Origin of the sequence: Pseudomonas fluorescens Q2-87 (assembly GCF_000281895.1) — a bacterium.
Taxonomy (GTDB): Bacteria; Pseudomonadota; Gammaproteobacteria; order Pseudomonadales; family Pseudomonadaceae; genus Aquipseudomonas; species Aquipseudomonas fluorescens_S.
This window is the reverse complement of record NZ_CM001558.1, coordinates 1,857,122-1,874,709: the sequence shown is the minus strand read 5'-3', so window position 1 is coordinate 1,874,709 and position 17,588 is coordinate 1,857,122. Positions and strand designations below refer to the sequence as shown.

General features: G+C 62.7%; 15 protein-coding genes. 6 read left to right on the top strand and 9 right to left on the bottom strand.

All coding sequences use genetic code 11. The features are described 5' to 3' along the window. Positions 1-77: 77 nt before the first annotated feature. From PFLQ2_RS19225 to codA, 5 genes are all read left to right on the top strand, one after another. Positions 78-1,157, top strand: coding sequence for a patatin-like phospholipase family protein (locus tag PFLQ2_RS19225; protein ID WP_003179698.1), 1,080 nt, complete (start codon positions 78-80; stop codon positions 1,155-1,157). An 83-nt stretch (positions 1,158-1,240) separates the two neighbouring features. Further along, on the top strand, positions 1,241-1,597 hold the full coding sequence (gene queD, locus PFLQ2_RS19230) for a 6-carboxytetrahydropterin synthase QueD (protein ID WP_003179697.1): 357 nt from the start codon (positions 1,241-1,243) through the stop codon (positions 1,595-1,597). A gap of 232 nt (positions 1,598-1,829) precedes the next feature. After that, the gene (locus tag PFLQ2_RS19235) at positions 1,830-2,660 is read left to right on the top strand and encodes an alpha/beta fold hydrolase (RefSeq protein ID WP_003179695.1); all 831 of its coding nucleotides are present in this window, start codon (positions 1,830-1,832) and stop codon (positions 2,658-2,660) included. A 275-nt stretch (positions 2,661-2,935) separates the two neighbouring features. Next, complete coding sequence (codB, locus tag PFLQ2_RS19240; RefSeq protein ID WP_003179694.1) at positions 2,936-4,207, top strand: cytosine permease; 1,272 nt, start codon at positions 2,936-2,938, stop codon at positions 4,205-4,207. A gap of 12 nt (positions 4,208-4,219) precedes the next feature. Next, positions 4,220-5,467 (top strand): cytosine deaminase, encoded by a 1,248-nt coding sequence (gene codA / locus PFLQ2_RS19245; RefSeq protein ID WP_003179693.1) that lies wholly within the window; start codon positions 4,220-4,222, stop codon positions 5,465-5,467. A 72-nt stretch (positions 5,468-5,539) separates the two neighbouring features. Here codA and PFLQ2_RS19250 read toward each other — a convergent pair whose 3' ends face one another. Continuing rightward, positions 5,540-6,532, bottom strand: coding sequence for a diaminopimelate epimerase (locus PFLQ2_RS19250; RefSeq protein ID WP_003179692.1), 993 nt, complete (start codon positions 6,530-6,532; stop codon positions 5,540-5,542). 180 nt (positions 6,533-6,712) lie between these two features. Here PFLQ2_RS19250 and PFLQ2_RS19255 point away from each other — a divergent pair, with 180 nt between their 5' ends. Then, the gene (locus PFLQ2_RS19255) at positions 6,713-7,864 is read left to right on the top strand and encodes an MFS transporter (RefSeq protein WP_003179690.1); all 1,152 of its coding nucleotides are present in this window, start codon (positions 6,713-6,715) and stop codon (positions 7,862-7,864) included. A gap of 207 nt (positions 7,865-8,071) precedes the next feature. Here PFLQ2_RS19255 and PFLQ2_RS19260 read toward each other — a convergent pair whose 3' ends face one another. The 8 genes from PFLQ2_RS19260 to PFLQ2_RS19295 all read right to left on the bottom strand — a co-directional run bounded on the left by PFLQ2_RS19260 (position 8,072) and on the right by PFLQ2_RS19295 (position 17,563). After that, positions 8,072-10,507, bottom strand: coding sequence for a TonB-dependent siderophore receptor (locus PFLQ2_RS19260; protein ID WP_003179688.1), 2,436 nt, complete (start codon positions 10,505-10,507; stop codon positions 8,072-8,074). 98 nt (positions 10,508-10,605) lie between these two features. Further along, on the bottom strand, positions 10,606-11,586 hold the full coding sequence (locus PFLQ2_RS19265; RefSeq protein ID WP_003179687.1) for a FecR family protein: 981 nt from the start codon (positions 11,584-11,586) through the stop codon (positions 10,606-10,608). A 38-nt stretch (positions 11,587-11,624) separates the two neighbouring features. Next, a complete protein-coding gene (locus tag PFLQ2_RS19270; protein WP_003179685.1) occupies positions 11,625-12,125 on the bottom strand; it encodes a sigma-70 family RNA polymerase sigma factor in 501 nt (166 codons plus the stop codon). A 217-nt stretch (positions 12,126-12,342) separates the two neighbouring features. After that, positions 12,343-13,518, bottom strand: coding sequence for a hypothetical protein (locus PFLQ2_RS19275; protein WP_003179684.1), 1,176 nt, complete (start codon positions 13,516-13,518; stop codon positions 12,343-12,345). Positions 13,519-13,528: 10 nt separating this feature from the next. After that, a complete protein-coding gene (locus tag PFLQ2_RS19280) occupies positions 13,529-13,951 on the bottom strand; it encodes an HPF/RaiA family ribosome-associated protein (protein WP_003179682.1) in 423 nt (140 codons plus the stop codon). Between the two features lie 251 nt (positions 13,952-14,202). Next, positions 14,203-14,643 (bottom strand): carboxymuconolactone decarboxylase family protein, encoded by a 441-nt coding sequence (locus PFLQ2_RS19285; RefSeq protein WP_003179679.1) that lies wholly within the window; start codon positions 14,641-14,643, stop codon positions 14,203-14,205. 289 nt (positions 14,644-14,932) lie between these two features. Beyond that, positions 14,933-16,375: a mechanosensitive ion channel family protein gene (locus PFLQ2_RS19290; protein ID WP_003179678.1), complete on the bottom strand. Its 1,443-nt coding sequence runs from the start codon at positions 16,373-16,375 to the stop codon at positions 14,933-14,935. Positions 16,376-16,681: 306 nt separating this feature from the next. Next, the gene (locus PFLQ2_RS19295) at positions 16,682-17,563 is read right to left on the bottom strand and encodes a pirin family protein (RefSeq protein ID WP_003179676.1); all 882 of its coding nucleotides are present in this window, start codon (positions 17,561-17,563) and stop codon (positions 16,682-16,684) included. Positions 17,564-17,588: the final 25 nt, after the last annotated feature.

Sequence of the window (17,588 nt, the reverse complement as noted above, 5' to 3'; positions counted from 1 at the left end):
TTGCCATCATGGAACCCACATCACCCACAGGGTTTTGTGTCGCTATAATCTTTCGCTTGTATGCATTCGAGACCGGTATGACCGCCATTCACATCAAGTTTCCCGCCCTCACCCTCAAGGCCGGGGCCCGTGCGTTCGCGCGAATTCGCCAAGCCGGCCTGAACGCCGCCGACGTCGGAATCCTGCCGGGTGCCGCCGGTGGTCCAAAGGCTCTCGGCATCCAAGGCCTGGATTTGGCGCTGTTCGGCGAATGGCTGCCCGCCGCGCCCCGGGAGCGCTCGCTGATCGGGGCTTCGGTGGGCTCCTGGCGCTTCGCCAGCGCCTGCCTGCCGGATGCCGCCGAAGGCCTCCGCCGCCTGGGCACTTTATACAACGAGCAAAGCTTCGCCAAAGGCGTGACCATGGCCGGGGTCACACAAAGCTCGCAACGCATGCTCGATGATTTGCTCGAGGGCCGCGACACTTCGATCCTCGCCAACCCGCATTACCGGCTCAATATCATGGTGGTCAAGAGCCACGGTTTGCTGGCCCTCGATCATCGCGGGCGGCTGGGCCTGGGGTTGTCTTCGGTGATCGCCGACAACCTGCGGGGCCGTGCGCGGCTGTCGCGGCACTTCGAACGGCTGATCATCCATGACCCGCGCCTGGCCCCGCCGCTGCATCCGTTGAACGATTTTCCGTCCCGTTTCGTTGCCTTGGACGCCGGCAACTTGCGCCAGGCCCTGCTGGCATCGGGCTCGATCCCGATGGTGATGGAAGGCGTGCGCGACCTGCCGGGCGCCGGTGCCGGCACCTACCGCGACGGCGGTTTGCTCGACTACCACCTTGACCTGCCCTACAGCGGCGACGGCATCGTGCTATACCCGCATTTTACCGACCGAGTCATCCCCGGCTGGTTCGACAAAGGTTTGCCATGGCGCCGGGGCGATGCCGAACGCTTGCAAGACGTGCTGTTGCTGGCGCCGTCCCGTGAATACCTGGCACGCCTGCCCTTCGGCAAGCTGCCGGACCGCAACGACTTCAAGCGCTTCATGGGCGATGACCCAAGCCGCCGCAAATACTGGCGCACGGCGATGGACGAAAGCCGCCGGCTCGGCGACGAGTTCCTCGAACTGACGGCCAACGGTGCGCTGGGCGAGCGTTTGCTGACCCTTTAGTCAGCACGGTCGCGCAACGCAGGGTTCAAACTGATAAACTCCGCCGCCTGCCTCGCGACCGCTACCTTAAAGAGCCCGAACCTGTGGAAATTTTCAAAGAATTCACCTTCGAATCCGCCCATCGCCTGCCCCACGTGCCGGACGGCCACAAGTGTGGCCGCCTGCACGGTCACTCCTTCAAGGTGGCGATCCATTTGAGCGGCGACCTCGACCCGCATACTGGCTGGATTCGTGACTTCTCGGAGATCAAGGCGATCTTCAAGCCGCTCTACGAGCGCCTGGACCACAACTACCTCAACGACATTCCTGGCCTGGAAAACCCTACCAGCGAAGTACTGGCCAAGTGGATCTGGAATGAGTTGAAGCCGTTGCTGCCTGAACTCAGCGCCATTCGCATCCATGAAACATGCACCAGCGGCTGCATCTATCACGGCGAGTAACCATTGTCCTTGCGGCAAGTAGGCTCCCGTGGCGAGGGAGCTTGCTCCCGCTGGGCTGCGCAGCAGCCCCAACAGCAGCGGCTCGATTCAACCCGACACACCGCCATCTCAGGCTTGAGGGCCGCTTCGCGCCCCAGCGGGAGCAAGCCCCCTCGCCACGATTGTGTTTTTCCAACTCCATTGCATTGGCCTATGCTCCGTCCTCTGAACCCTTCTCAGTGGAGCGTCGAACATGACCAACTGGCCGCTGGATCAGCGATACGACTTCAACGGACACCCCATCCGCTACGCCATCCACGGCGATGGCCCGCCGCTGGTGTTCGTCCACGGCACGCCCTTCTCATCCTACGTGTGGCACCGGATCGCCCCGCTGTTCTTCGCCACCCACAGGGTGCATTACTTCGACCTGCTGGGTTATGGCCAGTCCGCGCAGCCCGATGCCGACGTGTCCCTCGGCGTGCAAAACCAGCTGCTCGCGCAACTGCTGGAACACTGGGGCCTGGACTGCCCCGATGTGGTGGCCCATGACTTCGGCGGCGCCACCGCACTGCGCACGCACCTGCTCAATGGCAAGGACTACCGCAGCCTGACGCTGATCGACCCGGTGGCGCTGTCGCCCTGGGGTTCACCTTTTGTGCAGCACGTACGCCAGCATGAAGCGGCCTTCAGCGGCCTGCCCGATTACATTCAGCGAGCCATCGTGCCGACTTATATCCGCGGCGCGATCAAGCGGGACATCCCCGACACGGAACTGGCGCCCTACGTGCAGCCATGGCTTGGCGAGACAGGCCAGGCGGCGCTCTACCGGCAGATTGCACAGATGGACGAGTGTTATACCCGCGAGGTCGAAGGGCTGTACCCGAAGGTACGCTGCCCGACCCAGCTACTCTGGGGCGAGGATGACCAGTGGATCCCCATCGAGCGCGGCCGGGCCTTGCACAAGCGGATTCCAGGCGCGCTATTCCAGCCGATCCCGAATGCCGGGCACCTGGTTCAGGAAGACGCGCCGGAGGCGATCGTGGCGGCGCTGTTGCGGTTCCTGCCGTTGAACTCTTGCACCTGAAGAAACCGTATCTCTGTGGGAGCGAGCTTGCTCGCGAAGGGGGTGTGTCAGCCAACATATTTCTACCTGACTCACCGCTTTCGCGAGCAAGCCCGCTCCCACAAGGGACCTCCATGCGCAATGCAAACGCTGTCCCAACTTGAATCACGCCCGCACCGTTTTCGCCCCTTCGCCCAACTAAAATCCAACGATTGTCTATAAATAACCTCGCGTTCACTCGCTTGGCACGGCCACTGCACGCTTGCGATATCCCTCCCATCCGCAAGGACCGCCACATGACTCAGAACGATCCGGGCAATGACTACCCCTTGAGCGAAGTCCCGATGCATGCGCGAAAAGGCCTGGCCTCCACGGCCATGGTGCTGCTGGGTTTCACCTTTTTCACCGCGACGATGTTTGCCGGAGGCAAGCTCGGGGTGGCGTTCGGTTTTGCCCAGATGCTCACCGTGATCGTGGTCGGCAATCTGCTGCTGGGCCTCTATGCCGCCGGCTTGGGCTATATCGCCTTCAAGAGTGGGCTCAATTCGGTGCTGATGGGCCGTTTCTGTTTCGGCGAGGTGGGCAGCAAGCTCAGTGACTTGATCCTGGGTTTCACCCAGATCGGCTGGTACGCCTGGGGCACCGCGACCGCCGCGGTGGTGCTGGGCAAATATTTCGAACTGGACCAGGGCACCGTGCTGGGCTTGATGGTGCTGTTCGGCCTGGGCTTCTGCGCGACGGCCTACGTGGGTTATCGCGGCTTGGAAATCCTTTCGTATATCGCTGTGCCGGCGATGATGTTGCTGCTGATGCTGTCGATGTGGGTGGCGACGGTGAAGGTCGGTGGGCTCGATGGTTTGCTGGCCGTGGTGCCGACGGGCAGCCTCGACTGGTCCACCGCCATCACACTGGTGTTCGGCACCTTCGTCAGCGGCGCGACCCAGGCGACCAATTGGACGCGCTTCTCCCGCTCGGCGAAGGTCGCGGTCCTGGCGAGCCTGATCGGCTTCTTTCTCGGCAACGGCTTGATGGTGCTGATCGGCGCCTACGGGGCGATCGTCTATCAGCAGCCGGACGTGGTCGAAGTGCTGCTCTTGCAGGGCTTCGCCATGGCGGCGATGGCGATGCTGTTGCTCAATATCTGGAGCACCCAGGACAACACCATCTACAACTTCGCCGTGGCCGGTTGCAACCTGCTGCGCACTCGCCGGCGCAAAACCGTGACCCTGGGCGGCGCGGTGATCGGCACGCTACTGGCCTTGCTGGGCATGTACGATTTGCTGGTGCCCTACCTGATTCTGTTGGGCACGGTGATCCCGCCGATTGGCGGCGTGATCATGGCCGATTTCTTCTTCCGCTGGCGCGGTCGCTATCCGCGCCTGGCTGACGCGCAACTTCCGGCGTTCAACTGGCCGGGGCTGCTGGCCTATGGGGTGGGTACGGTCGCCGCGTTCAACTCGCCGTGGGTCGCGCCACTGGTAGGAATCGCCACCGGCGCGCTAACGTATGTGCTACTGATCGGCGTAATGGGTACTCGCACCGCTGACGCGCCCCTACAAGACCTATAAAGGATTGACCTGATGCATATCATCAACGCCCGCCTGCGCAACCGTGAAGGCTTGCATGAACTGCACCTGGAAAACGGCCTGATCGCCAGCATCGCCCGCCAGACCGAGGCGCCAAGCCTTGGCCCGGAAGACCTCGATGCCGGCGGCAACCTGGTGGTGCCACCCTTCGTCGAGCCGCACATCCACCTGGACGCGACCCTCACCGCCGGCGAGCCGCGCTGGAACATGAGCGGCACACTGTTCGAAGGCATCGAGTGCTGGGGCGAACGCAAGGCCACCATCACCGAGGAAGACACCAGGACCCGCGCCGGGAAAACCATCCAGGCCCTCGCCGCCCATGGCATCCAGCACGTACGCACCCACGTCGACGTGACCGATCCCGAGCTCACGGCCCTCAAGGCGATGCTGCAAGTACGCGAGGAAAGCCGCCACCTGATCGACATGCAGATCGTCGCCTTCCCTCAGGAGGGCATCGAGTCCTACCGCAATGGCCGCGAGCTGATGGAAGAAGCGATCCGCATGGGCGCTGACGTGGTGGGCGGCATCCCGCACTTCGAATACACCCGCGACCAAGGCGTCAGTTCAGTGAAATTCCTCATGGACCTGGCCGAACGCACCGGCTGCCTGGTGGATGTGCACTGCGACGAAACCGACGATCCGCATTCGCGCTTTCTTGAAGTCCTTGCCGAAGAGGCCCGCAGCCGAGACATGGGCTCGCGCGTTACCGCCAGCCACACCACGGCCATGGGATCCTACGACAACGCCTATTGCGCCAAGCTGTTCCGCCTGCTCGGACACTCGGGCATCAGCTTCGTCTCGTGCCCGACCGAAAGCATTCATCTGCAGGGGCGCTTTGACAACTTCCCGAAACGCCGCGGCGTCACTCGGGTCAATGAGCTGCTCGAGGCTGGAATGAACGTGTGCTTCGGCCAGGATTCCATTGTCGACCCGTGGTATCCGCTGGGCAACGGCAACATCCTGCGGGTGCTGGAAGCCGGTCTGCACATCTGCCATATGCTCGGCTACCGCAACCTGCAAAGCGCCCTCGACCTGGTTACTGACAACAGCGCCAAGGCCATGGCCCTGGGTGAGCGCTACGGCCTGGAACCAGGGCGCCCGGCGAACCTGCTGATCCTCTCGGCCGACAGCGACTATGAAGTGATCCGCAGCCAGGGCTTGCCGCTCTACTCGATTCGCAACGGCGAAGTGCTGATGAAGCGACAGATGCCCGTGGTGGAATTCGCCCCGCAGCTAGGCTGACCCCCACCAACCTGTGGGAGCGAGCTTGCTCGCGATGAGGCCATCGGCCGTGTCGCTGGACGTGCAGATTTTCTACGGTGCGGTTCGCGCTGTTCCGAAGAGCCTGACCCGCCTCAGTTCGCCAGCCTCTTCTTCCAGCAGAATCGGCGCGGTGCCGCCAGGCATCACCACGCTCACTGGCCCCGCCTTCACCCAGCCCACCCGCCATGCAGCGCAGGCCACGGCGCTGGCGCTGGTGCCCGATGAGGCGGTGGGACCTTCGCCCCGTTCGAATACCCGAGCGGCGATTCGCCCTTCGACTTCGCGCCAGGCCCATTGCAGGTTCACCCCCATCGGGCACGGAATTCCAGATCCACCGGGCGCGGCAAAGGCGATGCGCGTCAGGCTTTGGGACAGCGCGGCGGCAAGCATCTGCGGATGACTCGGCAGCGCCTCGGCACGCGCCACCAGCGTCACGCAATGTGGATTGCCAATGTTCACGAACTGGCTGTTCTCCCACGCCGGATTCAATGCTTGCAACGCAGCCACGCGACTGACGTCCCGTTGATTGAAGGTCACGCTTTCCACGTCCTGGGCGCCAACCGCTTGGGCCCCAAACAACGGTCGCCCCAGGTCCAGCCAAAAACCCTGCACCCCCTCGAACCCAGCGGCACGCACCGACGTTTGCAGCGGTGAGCGACCTTGTGAATTGTCGTGATGAACTTGCAGCACACAATCCTTCTCACTCGGCATCAAGCCTTGCTCATGCAGGGCCTGGGAGAAAATCGTCAGGCCGTTGCCGCTGCGCTCGGCCAGGGTGCCGTCGGTGTTGACGATCAACAGGTCAAAGGGTGGCTCGTTCTGGAACGGCCCGATCAACAGACCGTCACTGCGATGGGCCTTGGCGCCCGGCGGTGCTTCGCCCGGTGCCCAGGCACAGAAGGCATGCACCGCAGCCGTCGCCCAGGATTGACGCGTTTGCGCAGCCAGGGCCGCCGAGTGCGGCAGATCCACCCCATCGGCACGGGCCTGCTGCGGTGAGACGACCCCATAGATATTGCCGCGTGCGTCGTAAAACTGCGTCATCGACCAAACCCTGAATCTGCCAGCAAGGGCCGCTACTTTAGGCTGGCAGAAGCTGCTGGGCAAAGCTTGCTCGCGCCTCCTGAAAGGCGTCGGCACCTTGGGGTCGCAGTGCGGTCAGTGGATATGCAAGCATAGTTCCCCTGCCCGCCTCACCGCACCGCGAAAAACCAAGGACGTTTCATGACTGCCATTACGCCCCCGCCCACCTTTACGCCCGGACGCCTGGAGCAGATGTCCACCCGCATTGCCTACCTCATCGCCGGCATCGGCATCGCCGCCTGGGCGCCGCTGGTGCCTTACGCCAAGGTGCGGGCGAACCTGGATGAAGGCACCCTCGGGTTGCTGTTGTTGTGCCTCGGCGTGGGTTCGATCCTGGCGATGCCGATTTCCGGCGCGCTCGCCGCGCGATTCGGTTGCCGTCAGGTGCTCAGCGGCGGGACGGTCCTGATCTGCCTGGCGTTACCGCTGTTGGCTACCATGACGTCCTTGCCCTGGTTGGTGGCGGCGTTGTTCCTGTTCGGCGCCGGGCTCGGCACCGTGGACTCGACCGTGAACCTGCAAGCAGTGATCGTCGAACGGGCCAGTGGCAAGACCATGATGTCCGGCTTCCACGGCATGTTCAGCCTCGGCGGGATCATTGGCGCGGCCGGCGTGAGCGCGTTGCTTGGCCTGGGGCTTTCGCCATTGGGGGCGACGCTGGCGGTCAATGGCGTGCTGCTGGTGGCGTTGTTCAAGGCTGCACCGCATTTGCTGCCCTACGGCAGCGAAAGCTCGGGCCCGGCGTTTGCCATCCCCCACGGCGTGGTGCTGTTTATCGGCATCCTGTGTTTTATCGTGTTCCTCGCCGAAGGCGCGGTGCTGGATTGGAGCGCCGTGTTCCTGACCACCGAGCGCGGCGTGCAGACGGCCTACGCCGGGCTGGGTTATGCGGCGTTCGCGCTGACCATGACCGTCGGCCGGCTGACCGGCGACACGGTGGTGCATCGCCTGGGTGCCAAACGCGTGATCATCTACGGCGGGGCAGTGGCCGCAGCGGGGTTCCTGCTGGCGACCCTCGCACCGATGTGGCAAGCCGCGCTGCTGGGGTATGCGTTAGTCGGCGTGGGGTGTTCGAACATCGTGCCGGTGTTGTACACCGCCGTCGGCAAACAGACCCTGATGCCGGAAGCGATTGCCGTTCCGGCCATCACCACCATCGGTTATGCCGGCATTCTCGCCGGCCCGGCGCTGATCGGGTTCGTCGCCCACGGCAGCAGCCTGAGCCTGGCCTTTGGGTTGATTGCTCTTTCGCTGGTCGCCGTGGCGGCCAGTGGCAGGGTGTTGAAGGTCTGATTGCTCACCCCACTGTGGCGAGGGAGCTTGCTCCCGCTGGGTCGCGAAGCGGCCCCAAAACCTGCCGGACGCGGAGCATCAGGCACACCGCATCCGCCGGATTACGACTGCTTCGCAGCCGAGCGGGAGCAAGCTCCCTCGCCACAGGAATTGTCTTTCAACCCGAGAAATTGTGTTCCAAGCCACAGGATCTAGCCTGATCCTCGATCAGAACCCCACGCTGGCCTGCACAAAGAACGTACGCGGTGCGCCGACGTAGATACCCGAATTGTTGTCGCTGGAGCGGGTGTAGTACTGGTGGTCGAACAGGTTCTTCACCCCGGCGCCGACTTTCAGGTTCGACAGCTGCGCGCCGAAGTCATAGCCGGCGCGCACGTTCCAGAGCACGTAGCCCGGCATGTCGCCGTACTGTCCATCGGCACTGCCATCGGTGATGTAATCGCCGCTGAAGCTGCCATCGGCGTTCACGCTGTTGCCCGGTGAACGTTGCTTGGACTGGGCAAAGGCATCGAGGTTGTAGGTCCAGCGGTGGACGTCGTAGCGCAGGCCCACGTTAGCCACCTGACGGGAATAGAACGGCAAATCACGGCCCTTGAAGCGCGGGATTTCACCTTCGTAGGTCGCCCGGGTGTAGGTGAAGCCGGCGTTGGCGGTCAGGCCTTCAAGGCGCGGGTCCAGCGCGGCCATGTCGTAATGCACCGAAGCTTCCAGGCCCTGGTGCTTGGTCGCGCCCATGTTGGTCCAGCCGACGTCATTGCTGATGTATTGCAGCTCGTCATCGAAGTCGATATAGAACAGCGTCACCTCCCCGCCCCACACGTCATCGTTATAGCGCGTGCCGATCTCGTAGGTCTTGGCCTTTTCCGGGCTCAGTCCGTTGGCCGTGTTGTTGCCGTCGCCGCCCTGGCCCAGTTGGAAATACTGCAGGCTGCCGAACGAGGTCTCGTAGTTGGCGAACAGCTTCCAGGCATCGGACAGGTGATACATCACGCTCAGGGCCGGCAGCGGTTCGTTGCTGTCGATGCTGCGGCGCTTTTCCTGCACAGGGCTACCGGCCGTGTCGAGGACCGGCCGGTCGTGCCACTCGGTGCTGATGCGCTCGAAGCGGATGCCTGGGGTGATCGTCCATTTGCCGACATCAACCTTGTCATCGATGTAGACCGCGTGCGCTTCAGTGCCGCCGGTACGGTCCTGATAGACGTGACCGTCGGCGCCCGGTCGCACCACCGGTTGGTTATCCCGCAATGCCAGGCGGCTGGCCTCTTCGTGCATGCCCTCCTTGAGGTAGCGATAACCCACACTGGCTTCTTGAGTGGTGGGCCCCAGGTCGAACACATGGGACACCCGCGGCTCGATGCCGAAGGTGTAATAGGTGCGAGGGTAGGACACCAGGTTGCGTTGGTCCCGGGACGCGATGGTGCTGCCGCGATAGCTGTCGGAGTAATAGGTCAGCACTTCGGCCTGGGTGTGGTCGTCGATCTGTCGCAACCACTTGAACGACACATCCTTGCGCCGGCCGCTGAAGTTGTCCCAGTCGCGGTCGGACTGATACGGGTCGGCGTCGTACTGCTTCTGGTTCAGACCACCGGGCATGTCGGCCTTGGCGTCGTAGTAATGGAAGTTCAGCGAAAAATCATCCACCTCGGTGGGCGCCCAATGGGTCTTGAGGATGACGTCGTCGATGTCGTTGCCGTTGTTGCTCTGACGATAACCGTTGCCGTTGACGCCCGAATACAGGAGCGCAACGCCCAGGCCATTGTCGGCGGTGCCGCCGAGGAACGCCGTGTCGATGTGCTTCCAGCCGCCGCGCTGGGACGTTTCCAGCGTGCTGCCGATTTCACCGGTGGCTTTTTCCGGAATCGCACGGGTCACGAAGTTGATGACCCCGCCGACGTTCTGCGGCCCGTAGCGCACCGAGCCGGCACCGCGCACCACGTCGATGCTGTCCAGGTTGCCCGAAGAAATCGGCGCCATGGACAGTTGCGGCTGGCCGTAAGGAGCGAACGCCGCCGGCACGCCGTCAATCAGTACCGTGGAGCGCGGTGAAAGGCGCGAGGTGAGGCCGCGCACGCCGACATTCAAGGAAATATCGCTGCCACCGGTGCCATTGGCGTCCTGCACCTGCACACCCGGTATGCGCCGCAACACATCGCCGACGTTCATGGCGCCCTGTTCCACCATCGCCTCGCGGCGCACCACCGTCCGCGCGCCGGGATGGTTCTGCACCACTTCGGCGTTGGCGTCACCGAGCCAGTCGCCGACCACTTGGATTTGCGTGGCCCCCAGTTCCATTGGGCCGGCGCTGGATGTCGACGGCGCCGGCACCACCGTCACCGCCCCTTCATCGATCTGGTAGCGCAGCCCGCTGCCTTGCAGCAATTGACGCAAGGCCGCCTCCGGCGACAGGTTGCCCTCCACCGCCGGGGCTTGCTTGCCGACCACCGACTCAGGGCTGAAGAACACCTGTAACGAGGTCTGCTGGCCGAGTTGGCTCAGGGCCTGGCCCAGCGGTTGCGCCTGGATGTGAATGGCTGCGGCCTGATCGGCAAATGCCTGGGGCAGCGCGGCGCTGACGGCCAGGGTCAAGGCCAGCGGCAGCCAGCGCGAAGAGGAACGGTAGTGGTGTTTGGCGGAGGTTTTCACGTCGAACCTTGTCCTGTCGAATCGCAAGAATACGCGTCTGTTAATGCAAACCAGTTGCAGTTGGACAAGAAGACGAAGAACTCGAAAAAAACCTGAATCTATCGCGCAATTATTTCCTGGCTGCCGTCATCCAGGGACCGCACCGCCACCGGCAAAATGTTCGGTAGCGCCTTGAGCAGCGCCTCGGGATCGTCGGCGCGGAACACGCTGGTCAGGCGCAAGTTGCCCACCGCCGTGTTGGCGACTCGCAAGGGCTGGGCGCGATAACGGGAAACTTCTTCAACCACGTCCTTCAGCGGCGCGTCGTTGAACACCAGCTTGCCGTTGCGCCAGGCAGTGAGCGCCTCGGTGTTTACCGCATAGGGTGTGGCGACTTTGCCCTGAGCATCGATCTGGGTACCGAGGCCCGCAGTCAGGCTGACCGATTGAGCCTGGCGCGCGGCGCGTCCCTGGACCTTGACGCTGCCCTGCGCCACCGCGATACGGGTCTTGTCGGGATCACGGCGCACATCGAAGCGCGTGCCGGTCACTGTCACCTGGCCGTTGCCCGCGTCGACAGTGAATGGCCGACTGGCATCGTGCTCGACGTTGAACAACGCCTCGCCTTCGGCCAGTTCCACCCGGCGCTGATAGTGGGCGAATCGAACGCGCACCCGGCTGCGGCTGTTGAGGTCGATCACCGAACCGTCCGGCAATGCAATGTGCCGGCGCTCGCCGAAGGCGGTGGCATATTCGCCGCTGTAGTCGGTGGAGGAACTCAAGCCGCTGAACAACCCCAACCCGACCACCACCGCCAGCAGCCCGGCGGCGACCGCGTAGCGTAACAATGGCCGGCGCTGAGGACGTTTGGCCGGTGGCTCGCACAACGCTTGCAGGCGTTCCTTGGGCAGCAGGTCCGTGGCGCTCCAGATCCCCTGGAGCAATTGAATTTCATCGCGGTGATTGGCGTGTTCGTCCAGCCAGGCTTCAAACCGCTGGCGCTCTTCGACACCCATGGCCGGCGCTTGCAAGCGCACGAACCACTGCGCCGCCTCGTCGCGAACCCTGTCCTGCCCGCACGGGCATTCACGGCTGTCCATCGGAAGGTCCTGTGGCTCAGGTGGAAAATAGCGACGGGTCATTGCTCAGGCCCGTCCAGGCGATCACGCAGATGCCGCAGGGTGCGGATCATATATTTTTCCACCATGTTCTTGGACAGTCCCAGGCGCTCGGCAATCTCGGCCTGGGTCAAGCCTTCGATCTTCTGCCAGACAAACACCGTACGGCAGTTGGCCGGCAGTTCGGCAAGCGCTCGTTCGATGGAGTCTGCCAACTGGATCGCGTGCATGAAATGCTCCGGGTCGCCCGACAGCGACTGGCTATGGTCAACCGCCACCTCCTCCATGGCCCCCCGTCGATCTTCGCGCCGATAGCCATCCACCGCAATGTTGCGCGCGGTCTGGTGCAGATAGGCCCGTGGTTGTTCGACCTCCGCCGAATTCGACTCAAGCACCCGCACGAAGGTGTCATGGGCCAAGTCCTCGGCCTGCTGGCGATTGCGCAGGCGACGGGTCCAGGTGCCGATCAACTCTTCGTAATGCTCTAGGAAGCCAGGTCTGCGGGGCAGCTTGGAGGTCATCGCGGCGCGCTGTGGAAACGGGGCGTGAATAGTAATGCTTCCTATTAATACGAAGCAAACCTATTACGGTGCCTGTCGTCCGAAGCTGCAATGCCAGCCTATGGGAGCGAGCTTGCTTGCGATGACAGACTGACTGCCCCTACGCATGCCAACTGACACACCACTGTCGCGAGCAAGCTCGCTCCCACCAGGCTCGGCATTCAAACGCGTGATTTCCTTAGAACCGGCACACGGCCGCCGCGCCCGTGTCGGTGGGCATGACATGCTCAGGAGGAACCACGACCACCTCGCCGCCTTGCCGGGTGACCGCCAGGATCAGCTCGTCCAGCACGTCGATCGCCTGTGCATCGCCGGTCTCATCGATAATCAGCTTGCCCTTGTCTGGATCGAGCTGGCCTGGCACTTGGCGCTCCGCCTCCACCAACAGCAGCGCCACGCGGCTTTCCCAAGCAGCCTTTGCAATGGCGGCGAGACCGTCCAGCGCCCGTCCCTGCCCCACCGCAACGCCATAACGGTTCAGGCTGTCGACGATCCGGTCCGAGTGGCTGTGGTTCATCAGCTTCGAGCAATGCACGCGCAACTCTTCCACGCTCATGCGCGACGGGTCGGCATCGATGCCCTGGCCCAGCAGGTGCGAGTTGTGGCTGACGGCGCGGAACACCGCCTGGTTCTCCGGCAACGCCACCAGAATCATCGGCAACCCTGACGGCTGGGAATGGTGTTCAAGAATGGCTTTGTCCACGGCACGGAAGAACCGCTCGCGGTCCAGGTTGATTTCGTCCTGCTTACCGCCGCCGGCCGACTCGTGCATCATCGGATCGCCGCGTTCGCTGCTGCGGCTGAACCCGTTGGGGAAACCTTGCTGGTCGCCAGAGGTCAAGTCCTCGCCCAGGGCTTCTACCTGGTTGCGCGGCACTTGTTCGGACAGCTCGACTTTCTCCAGTTGCTGCGAGCTGCCTTCATACAACCAGACTTCATCGCGAGTCAGGCACAGCGCCTGATAGCGCTCGGTGGACTGGGCCAGTCGCAGCAATGGCTTGAGATACGGATGGCTGTTGGCGAAGGCGCATTCCGGCAAGCGCTGGTTCACTGCGATGACCTTGAAATAGTCGGGTGCGCCGAATACCGCGATGCCGTCCCGATTGGAGTTCCAGAAATCCTGGTCATCGACCAGCGCCAGGAACGGTTCGAGCAATGATGTGTTATCCAGATCCGGATGCTGTTGTTCCAGTTGGGCCTGCAGTTCGCGCACCAGGTTCTTGTAGCGGATCGGGTCCTGGCTGCGCTCCGGGAACGTGCGGTGGGTGGGCATGTACAACGAAAGGCTCGGCTGTTCGTCGAACGCCAGTAGCTCGGTCAGCATTTGGCGGCTGAAGGGTTGATGAGCGGTCATGATCGTCTCCTTATTCTTTGCCCCGGGCCTCTTGGTTTTCGAGGAAGTCTTCCTCCAACATCGAATCCACCACCTCGGGCGGCGCCTCATCCACGGGAGCGGTCACGCGGCCCATGGACTCCACGGCAGGGTTGAGCTTGCCGATCTGATGATCGAGCGCGTGGACCATTTTCTCCGCAGCCCCTTCCACGGCCAGCTCCAGGTTTTCAGCCTTGTGACTGACAGACACCGGCGAAACACCCTGCAACCGTGCTTCGATCTGGCAACGCTTGTCCGCCGCACCGCCCTTCTGCGCATTTTCATCACTGACATGAATCTCGACCCGGGCCAGTTGATCTTCAAACCGGTGCAGGGCGTCCGCCACCGTGCTGCCGACCCACTCCTGCAAGCGGGCACTGCCTTCGATATGGTTGCTGTTGACTTGAACTTGCATGATCGACTCCTCTGACAAAAGACGGCTGGAGCCGTCTGTTGTAGGTAGAAGAAAATCAAACGGGCGAAGTTCCCGGCGTGGGATGACTGGCTGGCGAGCCGGTCCTGGGCGGATCGGTGGACGAAGATTTTTTGTGGCAGCGGGCTTGCTCACGAAGGCGGTGTGTCAGTTTGCGGTGATGTCGAAGGTACCGACGCCATCGCGAGCAAGCTCGCTCCCACAGGGTTGTGTCTATTGAATGGAGCAGCGGCTCACGCCTCGGGCATCTTACGAAAACCCACCGCCAGGCGGTTCCAGCCGTTGATGGTGTTGATCGCCACGGTGAGGTCGACCATTTCCTTGGCGGTGAAATGCTGATTGAGCAGTTCAAAGTCGGCGTCCGGCGCATGGGTGTCGCTCAAGCGGGTCAGCGCTTCGGTCCAGGCCAGTGCGGCGCGTTCACGCGGGGTGAAGAACGGTGCTTCGCGCCAGGCGGTCACGGCGTACAGGCGACGTTCGGTCTCGCCGTCCTTGCGGGCATCGGCGGTGTGCATGTCGATGCAGAAGGCACAGCCATTGATCTGCGAGGAGCGCAGCTTGACCAGTTCCAGCAGCGGCTTTTCCAGGCCGAGCTTGGAGACGGCGGTTTCCAGGGCGATCATGGCTTTGAGGGCCTCAGGGGACGCGGTGTAGAAATCGATACGCGGTTGCATGGCGAACTCCAGGACAATTGGGTGTGGCGCTACGTTAGCCCTGCGCTGGCGCAGGGCAAATAGCCAATTATTGGGAAGTTCGGGTAGCCAATCAGCGCGGCCGGGCGCGGGGCTATTGAAGACCGCAATTGTGGCGAGGGAGCTTGCTCCCGCTCGGCTGCGAAGCAGTCGTAACCCAGCCGATGCGGTCTGCCTGGAAAATGGTGTTGGGCCATTTTGGGGCGGCTGCGCCACCCAGCGGGAGCAAGCTCCCTCGCCACGGGGGGACGATGCACCTTTCGAGGGTCGTTCAGGCCCGACTGCGCAGCCATTGCAGGAAGCGCTTCTTGGCGATTGGCTTGGGCACGTCACGGGTCAGGTTCTGGGCGAGGTGGATGCGCACGTCCAGCAAGTTTTTCATGGCATCGTTGATGTCGCGACGGGCGTCGAGGCAAGGTTTGAGATAGCTGTTCTCGATACGATAGAGGGTGCAGAACGTCTTGGCCGAGAAGCTTGCCAGGGTAGCCTGCTCGGACACGATCCCGGCTTCGCCGATCACCTCCCCCGGCCCCATGCGCGCGGCCTCGAAAGGCTGGCCGTTGCGTACAAGCGTCACACTGACCACGCCGGACTCGACGATGAACAAATGATCGCTGACTTCCCCGGCCGGCAAAATCAGGTCGCCGGCACGGAACGTCTGCAAGCTCATGTTCTGGCTGAAGGTCTCTTTCTCGTCCTGGCGCAACGTGGAGAAAATATTCGAGCTTTCCAGCAACGCCCGGGGCCGCGATGCGTCCTTGGCCATGGCGCTTTCGCTGCCGGACAACAGGCTCACGCCCGATGCTTGCAAGTGCCGGAACGCCAGGTCGAACAACTGGTTACGCACCTCGCGCTTCTGGGCGCGGGAGGCGACGAACCCGCTGATCTCGTATTCCGCGCCCTCATTGCCGCTACTTTTGAGCGTGACGCAGGGTGCCGGACTGGCGAGCAAGGTACGGCAGCCGATCATCGCTCGCTCCAACGCGTCGATTACGGTTTGTGGACGCACGTGGGGGCTGACCTGGACGCTGATGGATAAGCCGTGGACATCGCTGGGCCGGCTGAAGTTGATCACTTTGGCCTTGGCTGCCAGCGAATTGGGAATGACTGCCATGCTGCCTTGGGCGGTCTGCAACCGGGTGGCCCGCCAATCAATGTCGGTGACCCGACCCTCGGTGCCGTCGATGGAGATCCAGTCGTCGAGCTGGTAGGGCTTGGTGGTGTTGAGCACGATCCCGGAAAACACATCGCTGAGGGTGCTCTGCAAGGCCAGGCCGACGATGATCGCCATCGCGCCGGACGTGGCCAGTACGCCCTTGACCGGCAGGTCCAGCACATACGCCAACGCCGCGATGACGGCAATCAGGAAAATCACCGCGCCCAGCAAATCCTGCAATAAGCGCCCGGTATGGCCGACCCGCTGCATCATCGCCGCGACAATCATCACCGTCAGGGTTCGCGCGGCGAACAACCACCAGGCGATCTGCAAACCGGTGGCCGCCAGGTGCCGGGGCACATCTTCGACCCATTGTGCCGGCTCCATGGGGTTGAGCCCTTCGTTGAACAGCAGCACGCTGAACAGCGAAAAAATCACCAATCGCCCGCCCACTTTCCAATAGATCCGATCTGCGCTGACCAGCCGCCACATCAGTAAGTCGAGCACAAGCAACGCCAAGGCACAGAGCAGCGGGTGGTCGGAAATCAGCGACGGCATCGGGACAGCTCCAGGGAGATCATTGGGGCGAAGATTGGCACAGATTGCAGACGCTGTAGAGATCCCCACGAATCAGTTGTGGGAGCGAGCTTGCTCGCGATTTCGCTGTATCAGTCAATGAAGCATCGACTGTCAGGCCGCCTTCGCGAGCAAGCTCGCTCACACAGGAGACTTTCGGTAGTTGCAAGATTTGTGTTCACCACGACCAAAGTGTGGGAGCGGGCTTGCTCGCGAAGGCAATGTATCAACAAGCACTTGTTTCACTGACACTGCGCGTTCGCGAGCAAGCCCGCTCCCACAGGAAATTCAGTGTGGCTGTGATTTCGCCTCCATCCGCCCAAAATGCCCGGAATGGAAGTCATTGAAGGCCTGGTGGATTTCCTGCTCGCTGTTCATCACGAACGGACCATGACCGACGATGGGTTCGTCGATGGGCTCGCCACTGAGCAGCAGCATCACCGCGTCGTTGTTGGCGTGCAGGCTCAACTGGTCACCGGCCCGGTCGAACAGGGCCAGTTGCCCGGCCTCGACCCGCTCGCGGTCGTTGGCCAGGACCGAACCACGCAGCACCACCAGGGCGGTGCTGTGGCCTTCATGCAGGTCGAGGATGAGGTTTTTCCCGGCATTCAAGCGGATGTCCCAGACATCGATGGGAGTAAAGGTTTTCGCTGGGCCTTGCTGGCCGTCGAAGTGCCCGGCGATCAGGCGCAGACTGCCGGCATCGTCTTTCAGGGCGATAGTTGGAATGTCGCCCTTGAGCAGCGTCTGGTAGCCGGCCGCGGCCATTTTATCCTTGGCTGGCAGGTTGACCCACAGCTGGACCATTTCCATGAACCCGCCCTGTCGGGCGAAGGCTTCGGAATGAAATTCTTCATGGATGATGCCGGAAGCGGCGGTCATCCACTGCACGTCGCCGGGCCCGATCTTGCCGCCGCTGCCGGTGGAGTCACGGTGTTCCAGTTCGCCCTGATAGACGATGGTCACGGTTTCGAAGCCGCGATGCGGGTGTTGCCCGACACCGCGACGCTCGGTGGTGGGTGCGAATTCGGTGGGGGCCGCGTGGTCCAGCAGCAAAAACGGGCTGATGTGCTTGCCCAGGTTGTCGTAGGAAAACAGCGTGCGAACCGGGAAGCCGTCGCCGACCCAATGGGGCTGCGGGCTGGTGTAGAGGCCGATGATGTTCTTCATGCCGTGTCTCCAAATCAGGTGATGC